A 17,451-nucleotide genomic window follows, 5' to 3' on the forward strand; every position below is an offset into this window, starting at 1 on the left:
CCCCCCCGTTTCTTATTCTGTCGGAAGATGTCGATATCTAGAAGCGCAGGGCCATATTCATCATCGCTCGATCATCACGATAGATTTGTTGCCCAATCCGGCTTTCAACCGCAGCACCAAAGCTCAAATCACCCTTCGCAAAACTGAACCCGCCTTTTATTTCTCCATAAGACGCGTCCTGCAGACCGATGGGCAATAGCAGTGATACATTTTCAGCATCCAGGAAGCGAACCCGGAAGTTCGTGTCATTCCCGATGATCCGGTTCACATAGTCGAGCTTCATTGATGGCTGGAACGACCATCCCGATGCGAAACTCAATTTGGTGCTGCCAGATAATTTCAATCCAACCTTGGCTTCCATACCCGAGCGGCTGATCTCATCCACCGCCAGCGCCAAACTACCGGCGCTGTCACGGAAACCGTCAACATTATAGGAGGAGTAACCGATGCTGGCCCGCGGTGTCAGCATCAGACCATCAACATCGATATTATAGCCAGCTTCGATCTCACTCGCAAACGCCATCGAATTGGTATTCAGGTTGCTGGATGAAAGCCCAGCCGCGATCCGGCTATTGGAGTCCATCTGTGAATAAGACATGGAAGCCTGACCGCCGATGTAGAAATTGCCACCAAGACGATAATTACCGTAAACCGATGCCTGACTTGTTTCTACATTGGCAACGCTGCCGCCGACCTCTTGCACACCATTGGCATAACCGAAGGCCGTACCGAATGTCGTGCGCTCGTTCAGGCCGAATTCCAGCCCCATCGCGATATGCCAACTATTTTGCTCTACCCCGCTATTATTGTCAGAGAATGCCAGCGATGACTGCTCAAATCCAGCAGACATGAAACCGCTCATATTCTCCGGCAGTGTCACAGCGTTCCAACTGGAAGACTGATAGTTTTTGGCAAAACTGATCTGCGACGCAGCGCTGCCAGTCAACTGGCTGCGCCCATCGAAGACCTCGGGCGCACCCACAATCTGGATTTTACCCGCAACGCCCGGTCCCGAACCGAGCAATGAAAGGCGATCGGAAACCAAAGTCCGCATTGTCGAGCTTTGCCTTTCGTCCAGAGTGGTTGTCCGACCAGCTTGCGAGGCTGACAGACTCTGGAAGGTCGCGTTCAGTTCAGGTGCTTCCATGACATCAATCAGACCGTAGACATTGGCGAGATCGGTATAGGAGTGACCGCGCGCACTATCTAGCGCATTGCCGAACGCCAGCGAGAACGGGTTGGTAATACCGCTGCTTCCGAAGAAATCGGAGAAACGAATAGCCCGCATCCTCGCGATAACATTATTCGATCCGTAGCTCAGCTCCGGATAGAGAACGCCGATCCTGCCTACAACATTGTCGAAGGTGTTTTCGACGCCGCCTTCAGCCGTGATTATCTCAAAAGTCTGGCCATAGCGGGCACTGCGACGGCCAAATGCATTGATCACGGCAGCAGTACCACCCAGTGAAATAATACCGAGATTGTCGGCATCCCCAACCACAGCCAACTGGTCATTGCCATAACGATTAACATCAAAAAGTGACAATGTACCGGATGCCAGGATGACATCACCAGCGATTGTCAATGTTCCGGTATCGCCGAAGTTATCACCGGGCGCTATAGAACCGTTGACCGACGTCAGATATGTCGGATCAAAGAAACCGTTACCCGTCAAAAGTCCGGAACCGATGAAAGCTTCGCCGGTTGTCAGACTACCCTGAAGGTCGAGCCATCCGCCGGTCTGGGTATAGTCACCCCATACTTTGAGATTGCCGTGGCGGCGAATATCAAGCCGCGCGGCTCCTTCCAGGTTAAGCCGATCAATCGTAACGTCATCGCGCAATCTTGTCGTTCCGTGCGCAGCGAGCGTTACTTCATAGTATCGCGCTTTTATGCCAGCTGATGGATCAGCAACGATGTTGTTCGGGACGAAATAACGGCTGCCGGGACCACCCTCGATAGGGACACTATTCGGCGTTCCTTCATCAAATTCGACGCTTAAAGTCGACAGGTCGAGACAGTCATCCAGGAAACAGACATTGCCAAATTTCGGTGTATCTCCGGTAATACCAGGCGCTTCAAATCCTGGAAGTGCGTTGACGAGTTCACCATCAACACTAATGCCGTAATTGGGGTCCATATCCTGCACCCAGTGGCGCGGATTCATCCAATCACGTTTGCCGGCGCGGCTCGAAGCATAAACATAGCTGTTATTTGCCACGATCTCATCCCAGAACAGATAAAGGGGCTGATAGAAGCTTTGAGTTCCGTAGGATGAAAATGGCTGGAAGGTCAGCGGGTCTGCCGGATTATTTCCAAAGAACCTTGAACCGCCAGACAATACCGCCGTGACCACCGGTCTGTCGAACAGCTCGTCCGCAACCAATGCGCTTCCGGAATCGCCCCCTGCAGTAGTGCCTTCCCGCGGCAATGCGGCACCGTCATAAAGATCGAAATCAAACATGCCGTTCGTTTCATCAAAGGCATCCTGACCAGCCGGACTGTCAAAGTCTGTATTATACAATGTCTGCGGCAACCCGTAGTCGTCCGGGCCGAAGAGAAAATTATTTCGATCATTGAGAGAACTTGCGGACGAGATCATATTCTCTGCAATGCGGCGCCGAAAATCAATGCCGAGATTTGAACCATCAGGCCCTAGGCCCCTCGCGCCGTAGCCGTTTATAATACCATGTGTTTCGGCCGTTAACGGCGAGAACAACATAGTCCAGGTCGGAACTCCATCGGCATGGGTATCAAGCGTTGCCAACGCAACGTCCGCTTCAAGAAAACCGGTTGGAAGAGAGCGTTCGTCATACCAGACTTGCTCGACATTATAGATGTTGAAATCCACGTCGGTCTGGTTTGCTATCCCACCGTCAAGCCCAACCCAGCGACGTACCGCGGGAAGATTGTTCGCACTGAATCCGAAGGCAATTGCCGTTCCTCCTGTCGCGAAACCATATGTGTTGGCAGCTTGGTCATTCACGCAGTGAGCCGCAAAAATAACCGTGCGTGGATTGATCAGGGTTCCGGTGCACAGCCCTAGAGACGTAGTGCTCTGATCAGGCCTTACGGTCATCTGCCCCACACCGGTGACATCCACAATATTGTCAAAGACACCAACCGGAGGCGGATCGTTCAAAGTCAGGTCATCTCGAATAACAATAGCAGGAGCATCTTCTACCATGGTGGGCCCGGTTTGGGCGTGGGCCGCTACCGATAATCCCGAGATACAGGCTGCTGAAGACGCCGTGACTAATAGTGAACGGCTGATGGAACGAAATGACATTCTATGATCTCCCCAAAGAGTTGGTTGGAATACTCCTTAACTACTAGTTAATTACTACAAGAACAAAGCGCGCGACTCAGCGGCACCTTATTGGTATCATATTTTACTAGAAATATAAATTGCCTCCCAAAACAAAGTTTGGAGAACCAGGCTTTGCGGCCACCATCGCACCTGATATTGGCGCGTTCCTGTGACTTTGAGCCTAGACGGCTACAGGCGCAGCAATATGAGGTTGCGGGGAATAATCTTCCACCTCGAAGTCGGCAATTTGATAGTCAAAAATCGACTCAGGATTGCCAAGTATTTTTAATTTCGGCGCTCCCGAAGGCTCGCGCGAGATCTGTTCTTCTACCAGATCAGCGTGGTTGAGGTAGAGATGGACATCGCCGCCGTTCCACACCAGCTCACCCGGCTCGAGATCACATTGCTGTGCGATCATCCGGATCAACAATGCTGCGGAGAAAATATTGAACGCAAAGCCGAGCCCCAGGTCGCAACTGCGTTGATAAAGGATACCGGACAGTTTGCCGTCCGATACGTAAAATTGATAGGTCTTGTGGCAGGGTGGCAAAGCCATCTGATCGAGTTCGGCAACATTCCAGCCGGTAAAAATATGACGCCGCGAACCCGGGTTATTCTTGATCCCGTCGATCAGCAGCTTGATCTGGTTGATGCCTTTTTCTTCCCGGCGGAACAGCCCCTCGCCAACCGGTGTATAACGCGGCCAGTCGACCCATTGCTTGCCGTAAACCGGCCCAAGGTCGCCCCATTTGGCAGCGAACATATCATCCTCGATGATCCGCTGCTCAAACGCGTCGCGGTCAATTTCCTCGCCGGTTTCCTTGCGATATTTATCGAGCGGCCAGTCTGTCCAGATATGAACTTTCTGCTTCACCAGCTCGCGAATATTGGTATTCCCGGTGAGAAACCAGAGCATTTCCCGCGTTGCCGTTTTCCAGAATACCCGCTTGGTCGTCAGCAGCGGAATGGCATCCTCGGCGAGATCGAAGCGCATCGTCACGCCGAATGTCGCCCGCGTACCCACGCCGGTGCGATCAACACGCTCGTCTCCGTGCGTCCAGATTTGCCGCATCAAGTCGAGATATTGCTGCTCATAATGTTGTCCGGGAATCAAACCATCATCCTCCATCCAGTTGTTGTGCAAACGCTAGACCGCTCTGCTCATATCCTCAACCAAATCCGGTTGGCACACGATCAAGATCGAGAATTTCCAGGCGCCATGGTGATTGCTTGAAGCGAAAACCGGATTGGCATATTATCTGCCGATCTTTTTCGCCGATGCGGAAAAGAAGCAACGGATCGGGAAGTAGCTCAGTCTGGTAGAGTATTGCGTTCGGGACGCAAGGGCCGGAGGTTCGAATCCTCTCTTCCCGACCAATAGTTTTCCGAAACCTCGAGCCGAACCAATGCTAGGCCATGAGCGTATAATTTTTCTCTCCGGCACCACGGCACATTTGCTTGGCTATTTTTGTTTCCTCGCCATCGATGATCGCGACATCGGTGATATTCAGACATTTCCGACCATCGGGTTCGGCAGTCAATGCGGTAATTGTCGACGAACCTGAAACATCGGCGCGGGTCGGGCTCTGCCATTTTGCAACGGCCCCAACCTCTTCTTTTTCTACGATAGCCAGTGTGGCTTCCGCTGCCTTTTCCTGTTCTTTTTCGTCAAGCTGGCAAGCGATTTCCGCACCGATGACTCCACCCACACCACTCGCGATCAATGTTCCAACCTGACCGAGACCTGCTGCATTTCCTAGCGCACCGCCGAGTAGCCCACCAATCAAACCACCCCCGGTTCTGGCGCCCTTGCATTTTTTTGAATTGGATTTCTTTTTCTTTTTTCTAGACTTATCGGAGCCATTGTCTGCTTTGCCTATTTGCGTACTATCTTCCATGGTCCCAGCCGATCGGTCCATTCTTAGCTTCGGCCGAGCGAGCGCCAGTTCCACGTCAAACTCGGGTACCGGATAACCGCCGCAGCCGGTGTTGAAACAGAAGCGATCCTGGAGATACTCGCGATCCTTTTGATATTGCGCCTCTGCCGTGCGATATTCAGCCAGATTGATTCCGTCGGGATCGGAATCGGCATGTTCTTTCATCATCATCGCGTAAAAGCCGTCCTGGCTCTTGGGCGAATATTGCATATTTCCACCGACCTTATCGACATAGAGTTCGGAGATGGATTTCTGATGCTCGATCATCCGTTCTCGAAACGGGGTGAGGACCTCACTATAATATTTGTCCAGCTTGACCGTGCACTCGTTGATGTCATCCGCTTTATCGAACGGCATTTCGAAAACTTGATGGCTCTCCCGGCAATCGGGATAGCCATTTTTGGCCAGCAATGGTGTTGGCGGCAAAGCGGGCAAGTCTGGCTCTGTCGTTGTCGGTGGAACATAAGCCAACTCGGCTGAAGACCTCTCAGCCGGAGCGATTGACTCCCCGGAAAATTCCGGCACGCTCGGTTTCGTACTACCGGGTTCAGGAACGGAAGATTGAACAGGGCTGGATTGATTGGTTGCCGCGATCTCGGTCGGCCGCTCAATTTCCTTCGGTGTCGCTCGAACAAGATAGATTGGCGTACCAGTTATACCGACGCTCACAAACGGACGCTGCGCTCCTCCGGTGAACTCCGCCACATCATCCCGAACCATACCACCCAACATCTGAAGCGGCAGATCTTGCTGCGGCAGTCGTCTGGCTAGAGATTTGGCGAACGGACTATTAAACTCGCTTCCTTCAATTGATATTTGTTCAGGAGCTGCCGCATAAATGACCAACACGCCGTCGGCATCACGTTCCGCTAACCCTTGTGCGACAGTACGTGTTCCAGGAGCCCAAGCATTACCAAACCGATTTTTACGCGACGCATCCAGTATGACCATCCTGATCTTGGCCCCGGAAACCGAGTCCATCAATCCGTCCAGGCTGATCGATTCAGAGGTCAGGTCATCGACCGCGTCAAGCTTGGCATCAATTGGTATGAGCCAGTTATTCCCCTGTGCCTCCATGCCGTGACCGGCATAGTAAATCATTGCCACATCCGCGCCGTTGGCTTGTTCGCGGAATGTAAGAAGCGCGCGCTGGAAGCTACTGATCGTAAGATCCAGCGCAACGACCACATCGTCAAAGCCCGATTTCCGGGCTGAATCAGCAACAACGTTCGCATCATTGACCGGATTGGAAAGCGCGTTCGTGTTGACATAAGCAGAATTGCCAATGACCAGCGCAACGCGTTTCGCATCGACCATTGCTGGCCAGATTGAAGCTGTGAATATGACTAACAAGATCCCTAGTCGGATCATCGTATTCCCCTCATGGTCCCACCGTAACGAGCAAGCGGGCATTCGCCTATTGCGCAACGATGAGCGGCCGTTGTGAAGAGCGGCCCCCTCCTCCACAAAATGCTAGGCCGCTTTAGCCAATAATTGCAGCAAATAGCAACGCCGGTAACCAGAAACGCAGTTGAACCGCCATTATGCGACAGCAGCTAACGACCCGCTTGGGCTAATGTCGGCGAGATATTAATTCGCGGCGCAATTCGGCTGAAAAGGAAAGGCCGATCATTCCTGGGCTGAGGGTCGAAGGTAAGGCTAACCGATTCGTCAGCGGTATGTCACGACGTGTAAAGTCGGTGCAGCGAGTCGGGATACACCCCGGCCAAGCCCTTGAGACGGATTTCGGTCACTATGCAGACGTTATAACATGCTGAGATGTATAGCTATTGACTCGTAATTGGGCGTTAACCTTATCTTGAGCATCGACCTGTAGTGCATATCAACATGAACACGTGCGTTTTGATAGTCGATGACCGACCAACCAATCTGAGAATCTATGCTCAGTTCGTGACCTTAATGGGGGAACGATATTCCGCCGTCACATATGCTGACCCGGTAGAAGCGTTGCATTGGCTACGCGACAACCAGGCCGATTTGATGGTGGTCGATTACCGCATGCCGCAAATGAACGGTGCGGAATTTATCCGGAAAGTCCGGATGATGCCTGGCACTAGCGAGATCCCAGCAATCGTCATCACCGCGCATCAGGACCGCGAATGTCGTCTTGCTGCTCTTGATGCCGGTGCCACGGATTTCCTGCAAAGCCCTGTTTCGCACGTTGAATTCTGCAGTCGTGCATTGTCACTACTGACGAAAAGCAAGAAGAGTGTGACACTGCGCCAACGTGCATCGGAAACCGAGCGCAAGCATGCGAAGGTTGGTGAAACGACTTCAACCGACGGCCCCTCGGGCAAAAGCATGCTCGAGCAGATTATCGATACGATCCCGATCATGATCAATGCGACAGATCGTTCCGGGAATTGCCTGTTCACCAACGCCTATCAATCGGCTTTGTTTGACAAAGATCCCGATGAAATGGTGGGCGCGGATTTTGCGAATTTTTTCGAGCCTGCTTTGGCCGCCAATTCGCGGCGCAGAAATGAACTTGTGCTCAAATCCGGGCTCGCGATTCCGCATTATGAAGAGAAGATCACCAGCGATGGAGTTGACCTGATCTTTCATTGCAATAAATCGCCCCTGCTCAACCACAAGGGTGAAGCCATTGGTGTTTTGACTACAGCGGTTGATATAACCGCCCGGAAATTTGCAGAAGAACATAGAACCCACTTGGCGCTGCATGACATGCTGACCGGGCTACCAAACCGGGTACTGCTTGCCGAAAACGTCAAATCCACGATCGATCATTGCAAGAAATCAAATAGCGAAGCAGCGCTTCTACTGCTTGATCTGGATCGTTTCAAAATCATCAACGACACCCGCGGCCACCACAGCGGCGATGCGCTTTTACGAGAGGTCGCTGACCGCATTTCAAGGGTTATCGGTTCTGAAGATTTCGCGGCGCGCATCGGTGGCGACGAATTTGCGATTATCCTGAACAAGTTTGACAGCGTTGATTCGATCAACTCTCGCTGCACTAAAATTCTTAACGCCATCAACGAGCCCTACGCAATCAGTGGCGTAGGCCAGGTTATCAGTGCATCTATCGGCGTCAGCCTTATCCCTGGCGACGGGGATGAATATGAGGAAGTTCTGCGTATGGCAGATCTTGCTATGTATGATGCCAAGGCCAACGGCCGCAATTGTCATCGTTTCTTCTCGGAAGACATGAATGAAATCGCGCAAGCCGATGCCGCTCTTGAAAACGAACTGCGCGATGCGCTTAACGAGAACCAATTCTCGCTCGAATATCAGCCCATCGTTGACGCACAAACGCTCGAATATGTCGGTTTGGAAGCTCTCATCAGATGGGATCATCCCGTCCGGGGACGGCTGTTGCCGATCCAGTTCATCCGGGTTGCCGATGACAGCGGACTTATGGACCTCTTGGGCAATTGGGTGATTGGCGAAGTATGCCGTGAGATCAAGGCCCATGCCGACGACGGCATCGATCTGCCGCGCGTTGCGATCAACGTTTCACCGAGGCAGTTTCAGAACCATAATCTTTGCGAAGAATTGCTGGCCTGTATCGAAGCCAACGGGATTGAACCTTCCAAAATTACCATCGAGATCACCGAAGAACTGCTGATCGACAATAACGAAGAAGTCAGAGCGACGCTCGAACGTATCCGCAGCCATGGCGTAGGAATTTCGATTGACGATTTCGGTACCGGCTATTCATCGCTGCAATATTTGCGAGATCTGCCGGCTAACTGCCTTAAAATCGATCGTACTTTTATATCACGCATCGAACATAGCGCAGCGGACCGCGCCATCATTGGTACCATTGCCCATCTGGCCCATGCTCTGGGAATGCGCGTCGTCGCGGAAGGCGTCGAAAATGATGCGCAATTGGATCTGCTGCGGATTTCCGGATGCGATGAGATCCAAGGATTCCAGATTGCACGTCCGCAGCGGGCGGAAAATCTCCGCAAATTATTCGATGGGCGAAAGGTTCATCAGCCCAGCCGATCGGCCGAAGGCTAACCAAAGTGTTACCTCGAAGATCCAGCGCTTCCCCAAAATCGCATAACCATCACATAGACTCTCCCTATGGCATGGATGGCCAAGCGCGGGATCGTGAACATGAGATGATCAAAAACCGGATCATTTTGATCATTCTGGCTTGGTCAGCCTGCGCTATTCTGGGTGCACCTTCCGGATTAATCATCGGCTTCGGCGTCTATTTCGTCATCGGCATCACTATCGCGATCGCCTATCACGTTGATCGAAAATCTTCGAATGTGCGACGGTTCATTGGCCTTTGTACCGATTTTGGTGCAGCAGCCTTCATATTCCAGATCGGCGGAGCAAGCGTCGCTGCCCTTTATCCGCTGATGCTGTGGGTCATTCTCGGAAATGGCTTTCGCTTCGGGGTGACCTGGCTCTTTCTGGCTTCGGCTATGGCCGCTATCGCCTTTGGGTTTACCATCTATACCGTCGACTTCTGGCGTAACAGCCCCTCTCTCTCGATCGGCCTTCTTGTAGGACTGTTGGTAATACCAGCCTATTGCTCGACGCTGATTACCAAAATCTCCCAAGCCAAGGAAGAAGCCGAGGAAGCGAGCAAGGCCAAAAGCTTGTTCCTCGCGAGCATTAGCCATGAATTGCGCACGCCGTTGAACGCAATCATTGGCTATGGCACGCACCTCCTTGACATGAAGATGCCGGAGAAACAGCATCAGATGATTGCGACGAGCGTATCTGCCGGCCGCCATTTGCTTCATTTGATCAATCAATTGTTGAACTTTGCGCAATCCGACTCCCGCGATGAACTGCCTGAACCAAAAGATTTTTCCCTTGTCGAGGTTCTTTCCGAAGTTCGCGAGATCATGCAAATTGCAGCCGATGAAAAAAATCTGAAGATCATTCTTCAGGCGGATCCATGCAGCGACCAGATTATCTGTGGCCAGCTAGATTATGTCCGCAACATTCTTATCAACCTTACTAGCAACGCGGTAAAATTTACCAAATCTGGATCGATCACCCTGCGATGCGGCTTCGGGATGGAGGATCACCACCAGAATGACTGGATGTGGATGTCTGTGACCGATACAGGCCCCGGAATTCCGGGAGAAGCCCATCAGAAGATATTTGATGTTTTCCATCAAGCAAATGATACGATCGCGAGCGAATTCGGTGGAACCGGGCTGGGACTGGCAATTTGCCACAAGCTAGCCATTCAGATGGGCGGGCATATTTCAGTAGAGAGTGAACTTGGCTCGGGCAGCACTTTTACCCTGGCTTTCCCGACCGGAGTGCCAAAGGCCGATACTCATAACCCTGATCCGAATACTGTCAGAATATTATCGCTGACGAGAGATAAACATGCGCCGATCATTTGCAACGACGATAATCAATCGATTATCATCGACCACATCCAATGCCGCCGTTCAGACAATATCCTAGAAATTCTCGAGCAACGAAATACTCGAGACTATGACATAGCGCTGCTGGATGAGGCCATCGCGGACGATCATGGTGACGAATCTCCATTATGGGCCGCATTCCGCGAAGCCAAGCTTCCTCCGGTTTTGTTTGCGCAAGGCAAGGAGAAAAACCTTAAAGACCTGCAACTGCGCGCGGCCTTCGCTACGCTTCTCCCCGCGGGTTCAGACTTTAGCACCATCCGTAGTGCAGTTCAGATTGGTTGTTCTTTTGCGGATACGGGCTCTCAACACAAGTCAGATCCGATAGATGATAGCTCGCCAGCCAATGTTGCGCCTGTTCGCGTCCTGATAGCTGACGACAACCGCACAAACCAGATGGTGCTTGAGACGATTTTGTCCAACGCGGGTCATGAAGTCACCGTGGTGGCAGACGGAGAGAAAGCGCTGGTTGAGCTCGAGCAAGGGTCCTTTGATATTGTGTTTCTGGATGTCAACATGCCGATCATGGGAGGCATCGAATGCTGCCAGCTGTGGCGTCAGATCGAGGGCCCGAGGAAACATATCCCGATCATAGGTTTGACCGCGGATTCAACCGAGGAAACCGAAAAGAAATGTCTTGATGCGGGCATGGACCTTCGGATGACAAAGCCAATCGAGGCAAGAGAGTTGATCGAAGTTATAGCCTCCCAGACGGCCAATGCTGTCGGTCAGGCGAATGACAATATCGGCTCCGATCCATTGGGGGTTGTGAGCAATCTCGATGGTAAAAAGCATCTGCTGGAGTTACCCGCGATTGATCAGACCCAGCTGGATTATCTTCTTTCGATCGGAGACGAAGCCTTTGTCCAATCGATTATCGAGACCTATCTCGAAGATGCCAGTGAAATCCTGATTGCATTCAAAAAGTCAGTCGATGACGATTCTGTTGAAGATTTCCGGTTCCACGCTCACGCATTCAAGAGCGGAGCCGCCAATGTCGGCGCCACATATCTTGTAGAGACTTGTGCGAAGCTAGAGGTCATCAGCGAACCAGAATTCAAGAGTCGACGGTTCATCTATCTGGCAAAAGTCGAACAGCTAGTGACCGACATCCGTAATTGTCTGGATAATTCTTCTGCAAAAGATCACGACGCTATGACTACCGGCGACACGACCGTTGATCCGCTTAATCGTCAAACCGCCCGCAACGACCGCTGAATGCGGCGATCCTGTGCCGTAGCCAGCCGCTCCATCTTCCGGACATCTGCCTCTTCCAGATAAAGCGCGGTTTCCGCCCATGTATCGGTAATCTCAAGCAGTTCTTCGAGACTGACCGGGCTCGCGATTTTCCTTGCACGATAGACGGCTCGTTCGGCGTGGAACCGTTTACGATTTTCCTTGGTATATTCGATTATCGCCGCTTCGCCCATGCCATCTTCGGCCAAAATGTCGACCACGCCCATATCATATAGCTCGGTAGCGGTGAAAAGCTTGCCCTCGAGAATGAAACGCTCGGTATCTTTGCGACCAAGACGCTGTCGCAGAAAGCTATAGGCACCCATGCCCGGGAAGAGATTGAATAATATTTCCGGCAGTCCCAGTCGCGCGCTTTTTTCCGCGACAAGAATGTCGAAAGCCAGTGCGTGCTCGAAGCCACCACCCAATGCGTCTCCCTGCACCAGAGCCATGGTTATGATGGGCGCGCCAAAGCCCGTGCTATTTTCATATTGCATATGAACGCAGGTGCGGGCGTATTTCTTCAATGCGCCCAGATCACGTCGCCGGATACAGGCCGCAAAATGTTTAAGATCCCCACCGAGATTGTAAATACCAGGAGTGCGTGAGCCACAGACAAAATAACGCAAGGGATCTTCGCTTTTTGCACCATCCATCGCATAGTTGGAATGGATCCAGTCCTGGACCTGCTGGATCTCGTCTCCCAATTCGTAGGTATAGCTTGGACGTGATTTCTGGTTCATGTAGCACCAGAAAATCTCGTCGGAGCGATCAAATCGCAGTTCGATTTCCTTGAACTGTTTTTGAAAAATATCCCGTTCGGAGGTAGATGCGGTCTGGTCCAGCAAATCGTTCGCCTCGATCCGCAGACTCTCTTCCGCATCATTGGCCGCCTGGCTGCGAAATTCCATACTCTACTCCTCGGGTGGAAAACGTGTTTGACAGTATTTAGTCTAACTAATTTCTCAGCCTACAGTATCGAATTTTATGATATGCCCCATTTCAAAGCAAGTAAAACAAAGAAGATTTCCTAACATGCTTAATTGACTCGGAAATTTGCTTATCTTTGAGTCGCTTGAGACAAATTGGGCGGATAAATATCGTCAATAGCTGCACAAAATGTCACAGTTTTTTCGTCCCGCCATTCCGACCAGAGGTCATTTGCGGATGTTTGAATTGCCTGAAGCCAGGAACCATCATCCCGCGTCGGACTCCGCTCCGGCTGATTGATTTACCAATCCACGAAACGCGCGGGCAGCAGAACGATTGCCTTTGGTGACTTCAAACACATCCTCGGCTATCGGCATCTCGACGCCATATTTCTTGGCCAGTGCGATCACCGTCGGCGCACTCTTGACACCCTCAGCGACCATCAGCATTTCGTCGATAATTTCATCGATATGACGCCCCTTGCCCAGCTCGACACCGACATGACGATTGCGGCTGAGCGGACTGGTACAGGTGGCGATCATATCTCCCATGCCGGTCAGGCCGGAGAATGTTTCCGGTTTGCCGCCCATGGCGACGCCGAGCCGGGTGATTTCGGCCAACCCCCTGGTAATCAATGCTGATCGGGTATTATCCCCTGCCCCGAGACCGTCACCCATGCCGACCGCGATCGCGATTATATTCTTGAGAACACCGCCCAGTTCGCAACCGAGCAGATCGGTATTGGTGTAAACCCGAAACACGCCCGAGTGAAAAAGTTGCTGCAGCTGTTTCACGATAATCTCGTCTTCCATCGAGATCACGCTGGCTGCAGCCTGCCCTGCCATGATTTCGCGCGCAAGATTGGGGCCGGTCAGGACGCCTACCGGGTGACCGGGGAGAACTTCCTCGATAACTTCGGTCATCCGTTTGCTGGTTGCAAGTTCCAGGCCTTTGGTCAGGCTGATAACAGGAACCCACGGCCGAAGATGGGGCTTGGCTTGCTCCAGCACATTGCGGAAATTGCTCGATGGAATTGCCATGACGAGCACGTCAGCACCCGAAACAGCCTCGCCAATTTCAGATGTTGCAGTCAGAGCTGGTGGTAATTTTATGTCCGGGAGATATTTGCTGTTGCAATGATTGTCATTGATGTCGCTGACCGTCTCCGGATCCCGCGCCCAAAGCTTGATCGGTGCGTTACGGGACACCAAAGATGCCACCGTGGTTCCCCAAGACCCGCCGCCAAGCAGTCCAACTTTCAACTCCATAAACACCCCTTTTTCAGCGACTCCTCTTCCGGAAGTCCGTCCTGACTAAACTGGAGGGATTCTCAGTGTTTGGCAAGGAACTCGAGATGATGCCTAGCGGTCCCCTTGGGGTTTTCGATCATCGGAATATGGCCGACGTCTTCGAACACCACGGATTCTGCGTTGGCGATACCGTTTTTGAGTACATCGACGCAGCTGACATCAATCAACTGGTCATGGCGCCCCCATATGATCAGCGTCGGCGTCTTCACCTGATCAAGCTGGTCATTCAAAGGCTTAACGGTACCATCTTCGACCAGGGTCCAGAATATCTTGTCGAGCAAATCACGGTGCACCGCAAAATCCTCGTAGAAAATTTTCCGGAACTGTCCGGGAACCTTCATCGGTTTATGGGCTACAAATGCAAGCATCCGCTTCACATCGTCCGGGCTGTGGATCTCAAGCGGGTTCCTCCCGTCCTGCGCTTCCTGCTGCAGTTTGCTTTCATTGGCTCCAACGACCCCGGCATTGTTGAACAAGGTCATCGAGATCAGCCGTTCCGGGAAATCGAGCGCAAAGCGTAAAGATACAAATCCACCCATGCTGTTCCCGCCGATATGACATTTTTCAATACCCATCGCATCGAGGAAGTCGCGCACCCGCGAAGCCTGTGTCGCCATGTCATAATCGCGATTAATATCTCGGATATTCTCTCCAAAACCCGGAAGATCAGGAGAGATGAGCCGGTATTTTCCTACAATTTCCGGCGCATACGCAGCCCAATTATCCTTGTCGCCGCCAAAACCGTGGAGAAGCACCAGAGGTTCTGCATCGGGAGAGCCACCTTCCAGATAGGGCCAGATCATATCACCCACTCTGATCGACTTTACCGTCAACTTGCCTTTTTTACGCAGCGCATCCCGGAAAAATCCGAACAGGGTCCGGGGAAATAAAACGTATAGGGCAATCAGAGCCACCATTATGATGCCCAAAACCGTGATGAATATCTCCATGGCTCGTCGCTATCCTTTTTTTGCCAACAGCTGTTTATCCAGCCAGTCGGTCATATCGTTCAAGACTTCGTCTTTTTCCGGTTCATTGAAAATCTCGTGAAAGAGTTCCGGGTAAATCTTCAACATCTTGGTGGTTGAAGATACATGGGCGTCCAGAAAGCTCGATCCTTCTGCAGCGGCCAAACTGTCTTTTCCACCATGGAGCATGAGCAATGGCAGTGAAATCTGTCCGGCATTTTCCTGGATCCTGGTCATATTGCCAAGCATCTCGGCAGCAAGCCTTGCCCCCATTTTGCCATTATAGACCAGCGGATCGGCGAGATAGTCGGCGACCACCTGCGGATCACGGCTGACGCCATTCGGATCGAGTTCGAGCACACCCAATTTGGGGAAGAAGCGGGATAGGAATCCGCTGATTATCTTCAAGAATGCGGAGGGTTCCTCGGCCGCTTTAACCGCCGGACCGGAGAGCACACAGGCCGCAAATTTGTCCTGCTTCTCGAGCAGATAAGTGGCGCTGATCAAGCCACCCATACTATGGCCGACAAGCATGACAGGCAAACCGGGAAAATCCTGTTTGGCGCGGACGAGCAACTGGTCAACACCATCGTGGAATACCGAGAAATCGGGTACAAATCCGGGTGTGCCGTCCGATTGGCCATGTCCCCAATGGTCCATCGCATAGACAGCATAGCCTTTGTTTAGGCAGTGTTCGGCGAAATATTGATAGCGGCCAGAATGTTCGGCATAGCCATGAACAAGCAATATCAGGGCTTTGGGCTCAGCTTCAGGCGACCATTTCTGCCAGAATAATTGTGCACCCGCCGCTTTTGATTTCGGTCCAAGCGAGAGGGTTGCTGCTTCGTGCTTCAAGCGATTTTCCTTTTGACGACCAGTTCATGATCATGTGTCAGTTCATTTTCATATTTGAACAAGATCCGGTCCAGCGTCTGACTGATCTTGGTCTGGGTGCGGACCATCTCGATTTTCGGCCATGCCATGCGCTCGCCAAGCTGGATCAGTTCGGCAACATCCTCGATAGGAAGATTGCTCAAAATCTTGGATGGTCCCCAGAACATTGTCGGACGGATAATGTTGATATCGCCGGTATAATCCTGATTGATCACCGATAGCGCCATATTGGCCATGCTGTTCAAACGCGGAAAATAAGACAACGGCTTCTGCATCATTTCGACATTGGCGTTGAACCAGGCTTTCATGGTCGCCGTCGACGCGTTGCGTATAGACGAAAGCGGGTTGCGCTTCTGGCTGAAATCGGTGGCAAATGGCGTAACCAACGGGTTCGCCTGACTAACGATGTGGTGGTTAACCCCGTAAAGCCGGGCGAGCCGTTTGACCGGCAAATCATGGGTAACCGATCCGTCGACCCATTTGCGATTGGGTAGATAGGGCACGCGTTCGCCGCGATGGTCTTTCGCGGCCAATGTCACTGGTGGATAAATACCCGGAACCGCACAAGAGGCCAGAACCGCTTCGCGAATATAGACATTGGGCGATGCGATGGCATTCAGCAGACGCGATGTTTGGTGCTTTTCAGCCGGCGCGATCGAAACGTTTAGATGGCGACCGGTGAGCTCATAGGCTTCCTGGAAAGTCAGATCGGGAAGCATTTCTGTCAGACGCTTACGAATTTCATCTGCTCGCAACCGTCTGCTGCCGCCGAGGAACCCGCCCTGCTCGTCATCACCATCTTCCGCACCCATAACCAGATTCTCGGGTTTAAAAAATGGCGGTATGTCCTTGTCGGTATGCGTGCTGATCAAAGCGCCGACGACCGAGCCGCCGCTGGAACCGGACATGATGTCGGGCAGCAAGCCTTCTTCCCACAGCGCCTTCGCAACGCCGACGTGGAAATAGAGATAGGCGCCGGAACCGCTCATCAGAAACGCCGAACGTCCGTAGCAATGCTGTGCCCTGCGGAAGAAATCGAGTTTCTCCTCGAACGGGATGTCGGTAACCTTGTCGCTCGCTAGATATTCTAGCGAGTTGGCGATTGCGTCGACATAGTCCTGAATAAGCTGTTTGGTACCGAATTTTGCTTTCTGGTGGAGCCGGGCATGGCCCATGCCGTCCATATTCCCGTGAATGCCCTCATTCAACGCGTAAAGAAGTCCTGCATTGTCCTGCGACTTCCACAGCTTGGAGAGCCGCTTGAGACGGCGGCGGATGGACATATGATCGAAATGCTTGCTTTCGTCAGCGGCCTTCCACTTGTCGACCCCGGTCGATTTGTCGTGCGCTTTCGCGGCTTTCGACCATTCGGAATAGCTCTTGGCTTGAGCCATTTCCTTTTCCATCTTCAACGTCGTGTTCAGGATCATCTTCGGTTCACTCTTTCACCAAAATTGCGCATAATATCGGCCGTCG

10 protein-coding genes and 1 tRNA gene are annotated in these 17,451 nt (G+C 52.1%); 3 read left to right on the forward strand and 8 right to left on the reverse strand.

Features of this window, described 5'->3' with window-relative positions:
* Window positions 1-37: 37 nt before the first annotated feature.
* Both V7680_RS03870 and thyA read right to left on the reverse strand, forming a co-directional pair.
* Window positions 38-3,289 (reverse strand): autotransporter domain-containing protein, encoded by a 3,252-nt coding sequence (locus V7680_RS03870; RefSeq protein WP_335651979.1) that lies wholly within the window; start codon window positions 3,287-3,289, stop codon window positions 38-40.
* Between the two features lie 202 nt (window positions 3,290-3,491).
* The gene (gene thyA / locus V7680_RS03875; protein WP_442954963.1) at window positions 3,492-4,424 is read right to left on the reverse strand and encodes a thymidylate synthase; all 933 of its coding nucleotides are present in this window, start codon (window positions 4,422-4,424) and stop codon (window positions 3,492-3,494) included.
* Window positions 4,425-4,610: 186 nt separating this feature from the next.
* Between thyA and V7680_RS03880 the strand changes: the two genes are divergently transcribed.
* A tRNA-Pro gene (locus tag V7680_RS03880) sits at window positions 4,611-4,687 on the forward strand.
* A gap of 32 nt (window positions 4,688-4,719) precedes the next feature.
* On the opposite strand, the gene V7680_RS03885 is transcribed toward V7680_RS03880, so the two are convergent.
* Window positions 4,720-6,618 (reverse strand): caspase family protein, encoded by a 1,899-nt coding sequence (locus tag V7680_RS03885; RefSeq protein ID WP_335651980.1) that lies wholly within the window; start codon window positions 6,616-6,618, stop codon window positions 4,720-4,722.
* A 477-nt stretch (window positions 6,619-7,095) separates the two neighbouring features.
* Here V7680_RS03885 and V7680_RS03890 point away from each other — a divergent pair, with 477 nt between their 5' ends.
* Window positions 7,096-9,255, forward strand: a complete 2,160-nt coding sequence (locus V7680_RS03890) for a putative bifunctional diguanylate cyclase/phosphodiesterase (protein WP_335651981.1) — start codon at window positions 7,096-7,098, stop codon at window positions 9,253-9,255.
* A 416-nt stretch (window positions 9,256-9,671) separates the two neighbouring features.
* The gene (locus V7680_RS03900) at window positions 9,672-11,855 is read left to right on the forward strand and encodes an ATP-binding response regulator (protein ID WP_442954966.1); all 2,184 of its coding nucleotides are present in this window, start codon (window positions 9,672-9,674) and stop codon (window positions 11,853-11,855) included.
* Here the strand turns inward: V7680_RS03900 and V7680_RS03905 are convergent.
* The 5 genes from V7680_RS03905 to V7680_RS03925 all read right to left on the reverse strand — a co-directional run bounded on the left by V7680_RS03905 (window position 11,831) and on the right by V7680_RS03925 (window position 17,405).
* Window positions 11,831-12,784 (reverse strand): crotonase/enoyl-CoA hydratase family protein, encoded by a 954-nt coding sequence (locus V7680_RS03905; RefSeq protein WP_335651982.1) that lies wholly within the window; start codon window positions 12,782-12,784, stop codon window positions 11,831-11,833. The two genes, V7680_RS03900 and V7680_RS03905, sit on opposite strands and share 25 nt — an antisense overlap.
* 285 nt (window positions 12,785-13,069) lie before the next feature.
* Window positions 13,070-14,071 (reverse strand): NAD(P)H-dependent glycerol-3-phosphate dehydrogenase, encoded by a 1,002-nt coding sequence (locus tag V7680_RS03910; RefSeq protein WP_335651983.1) that lies wholly within the window; start codon window positions 14,069-14,071, stop codon window positions 13,070-13,072.
* Between the two features lie 62 nt (window positions 14,072-14,133).
* The gene (locus V7680_RS03915) at window positions 14,134-15,063 is read right to left on the reverse strand and encodes an alpha/beta fold hydrolase (RefSeq protein WP_335651984.1); all 930 of its coding nucleotides are present in this window, start codon (window positions 15,061-15,063) and stop codon (window positions 14,134-14,136) included.
* Between the two features lie 9 nt (window positions 15,064-15,072).
* Complete coding sequence (locus tag V7680_RS03920; protein WP_335651985.1) at window positions 15,073-15,936, reverse strand: alpha/beta hydrolase; 864 nt, start codon at window positions 15,934-15,936, stop codon at window positions 15,073-15,075.
* Window positions 15,933-17,405 carry a DUF3336 domain-containing protein gene (locus tag V7680_RS03925; protein WP_335651986.1) on the reverse strand — a complete coding sequence of 491 codons (1,473 nt, stop codon included), beginning with the start codon at window positions 17,403-17,405 and terminating at the stop codon, window positions 15,933-15,935. The genes V7680_RS03920 and V7680_RS03925 overlap by 4 nt, the downstream gene beginning before the upstream one ends.
* Window positions 17,406-17,451: the final 46 nt, after the last annotated feature.

It is taken from the genome of Parasphingorhabdus sp. (assembly GCF_036963705.1).
GTDB lineage: Bacteria > Pseudomonadota > Alphaproteobacteria > Sphingomonadales > Sphingomonadaceae > Parasphingorhabdus.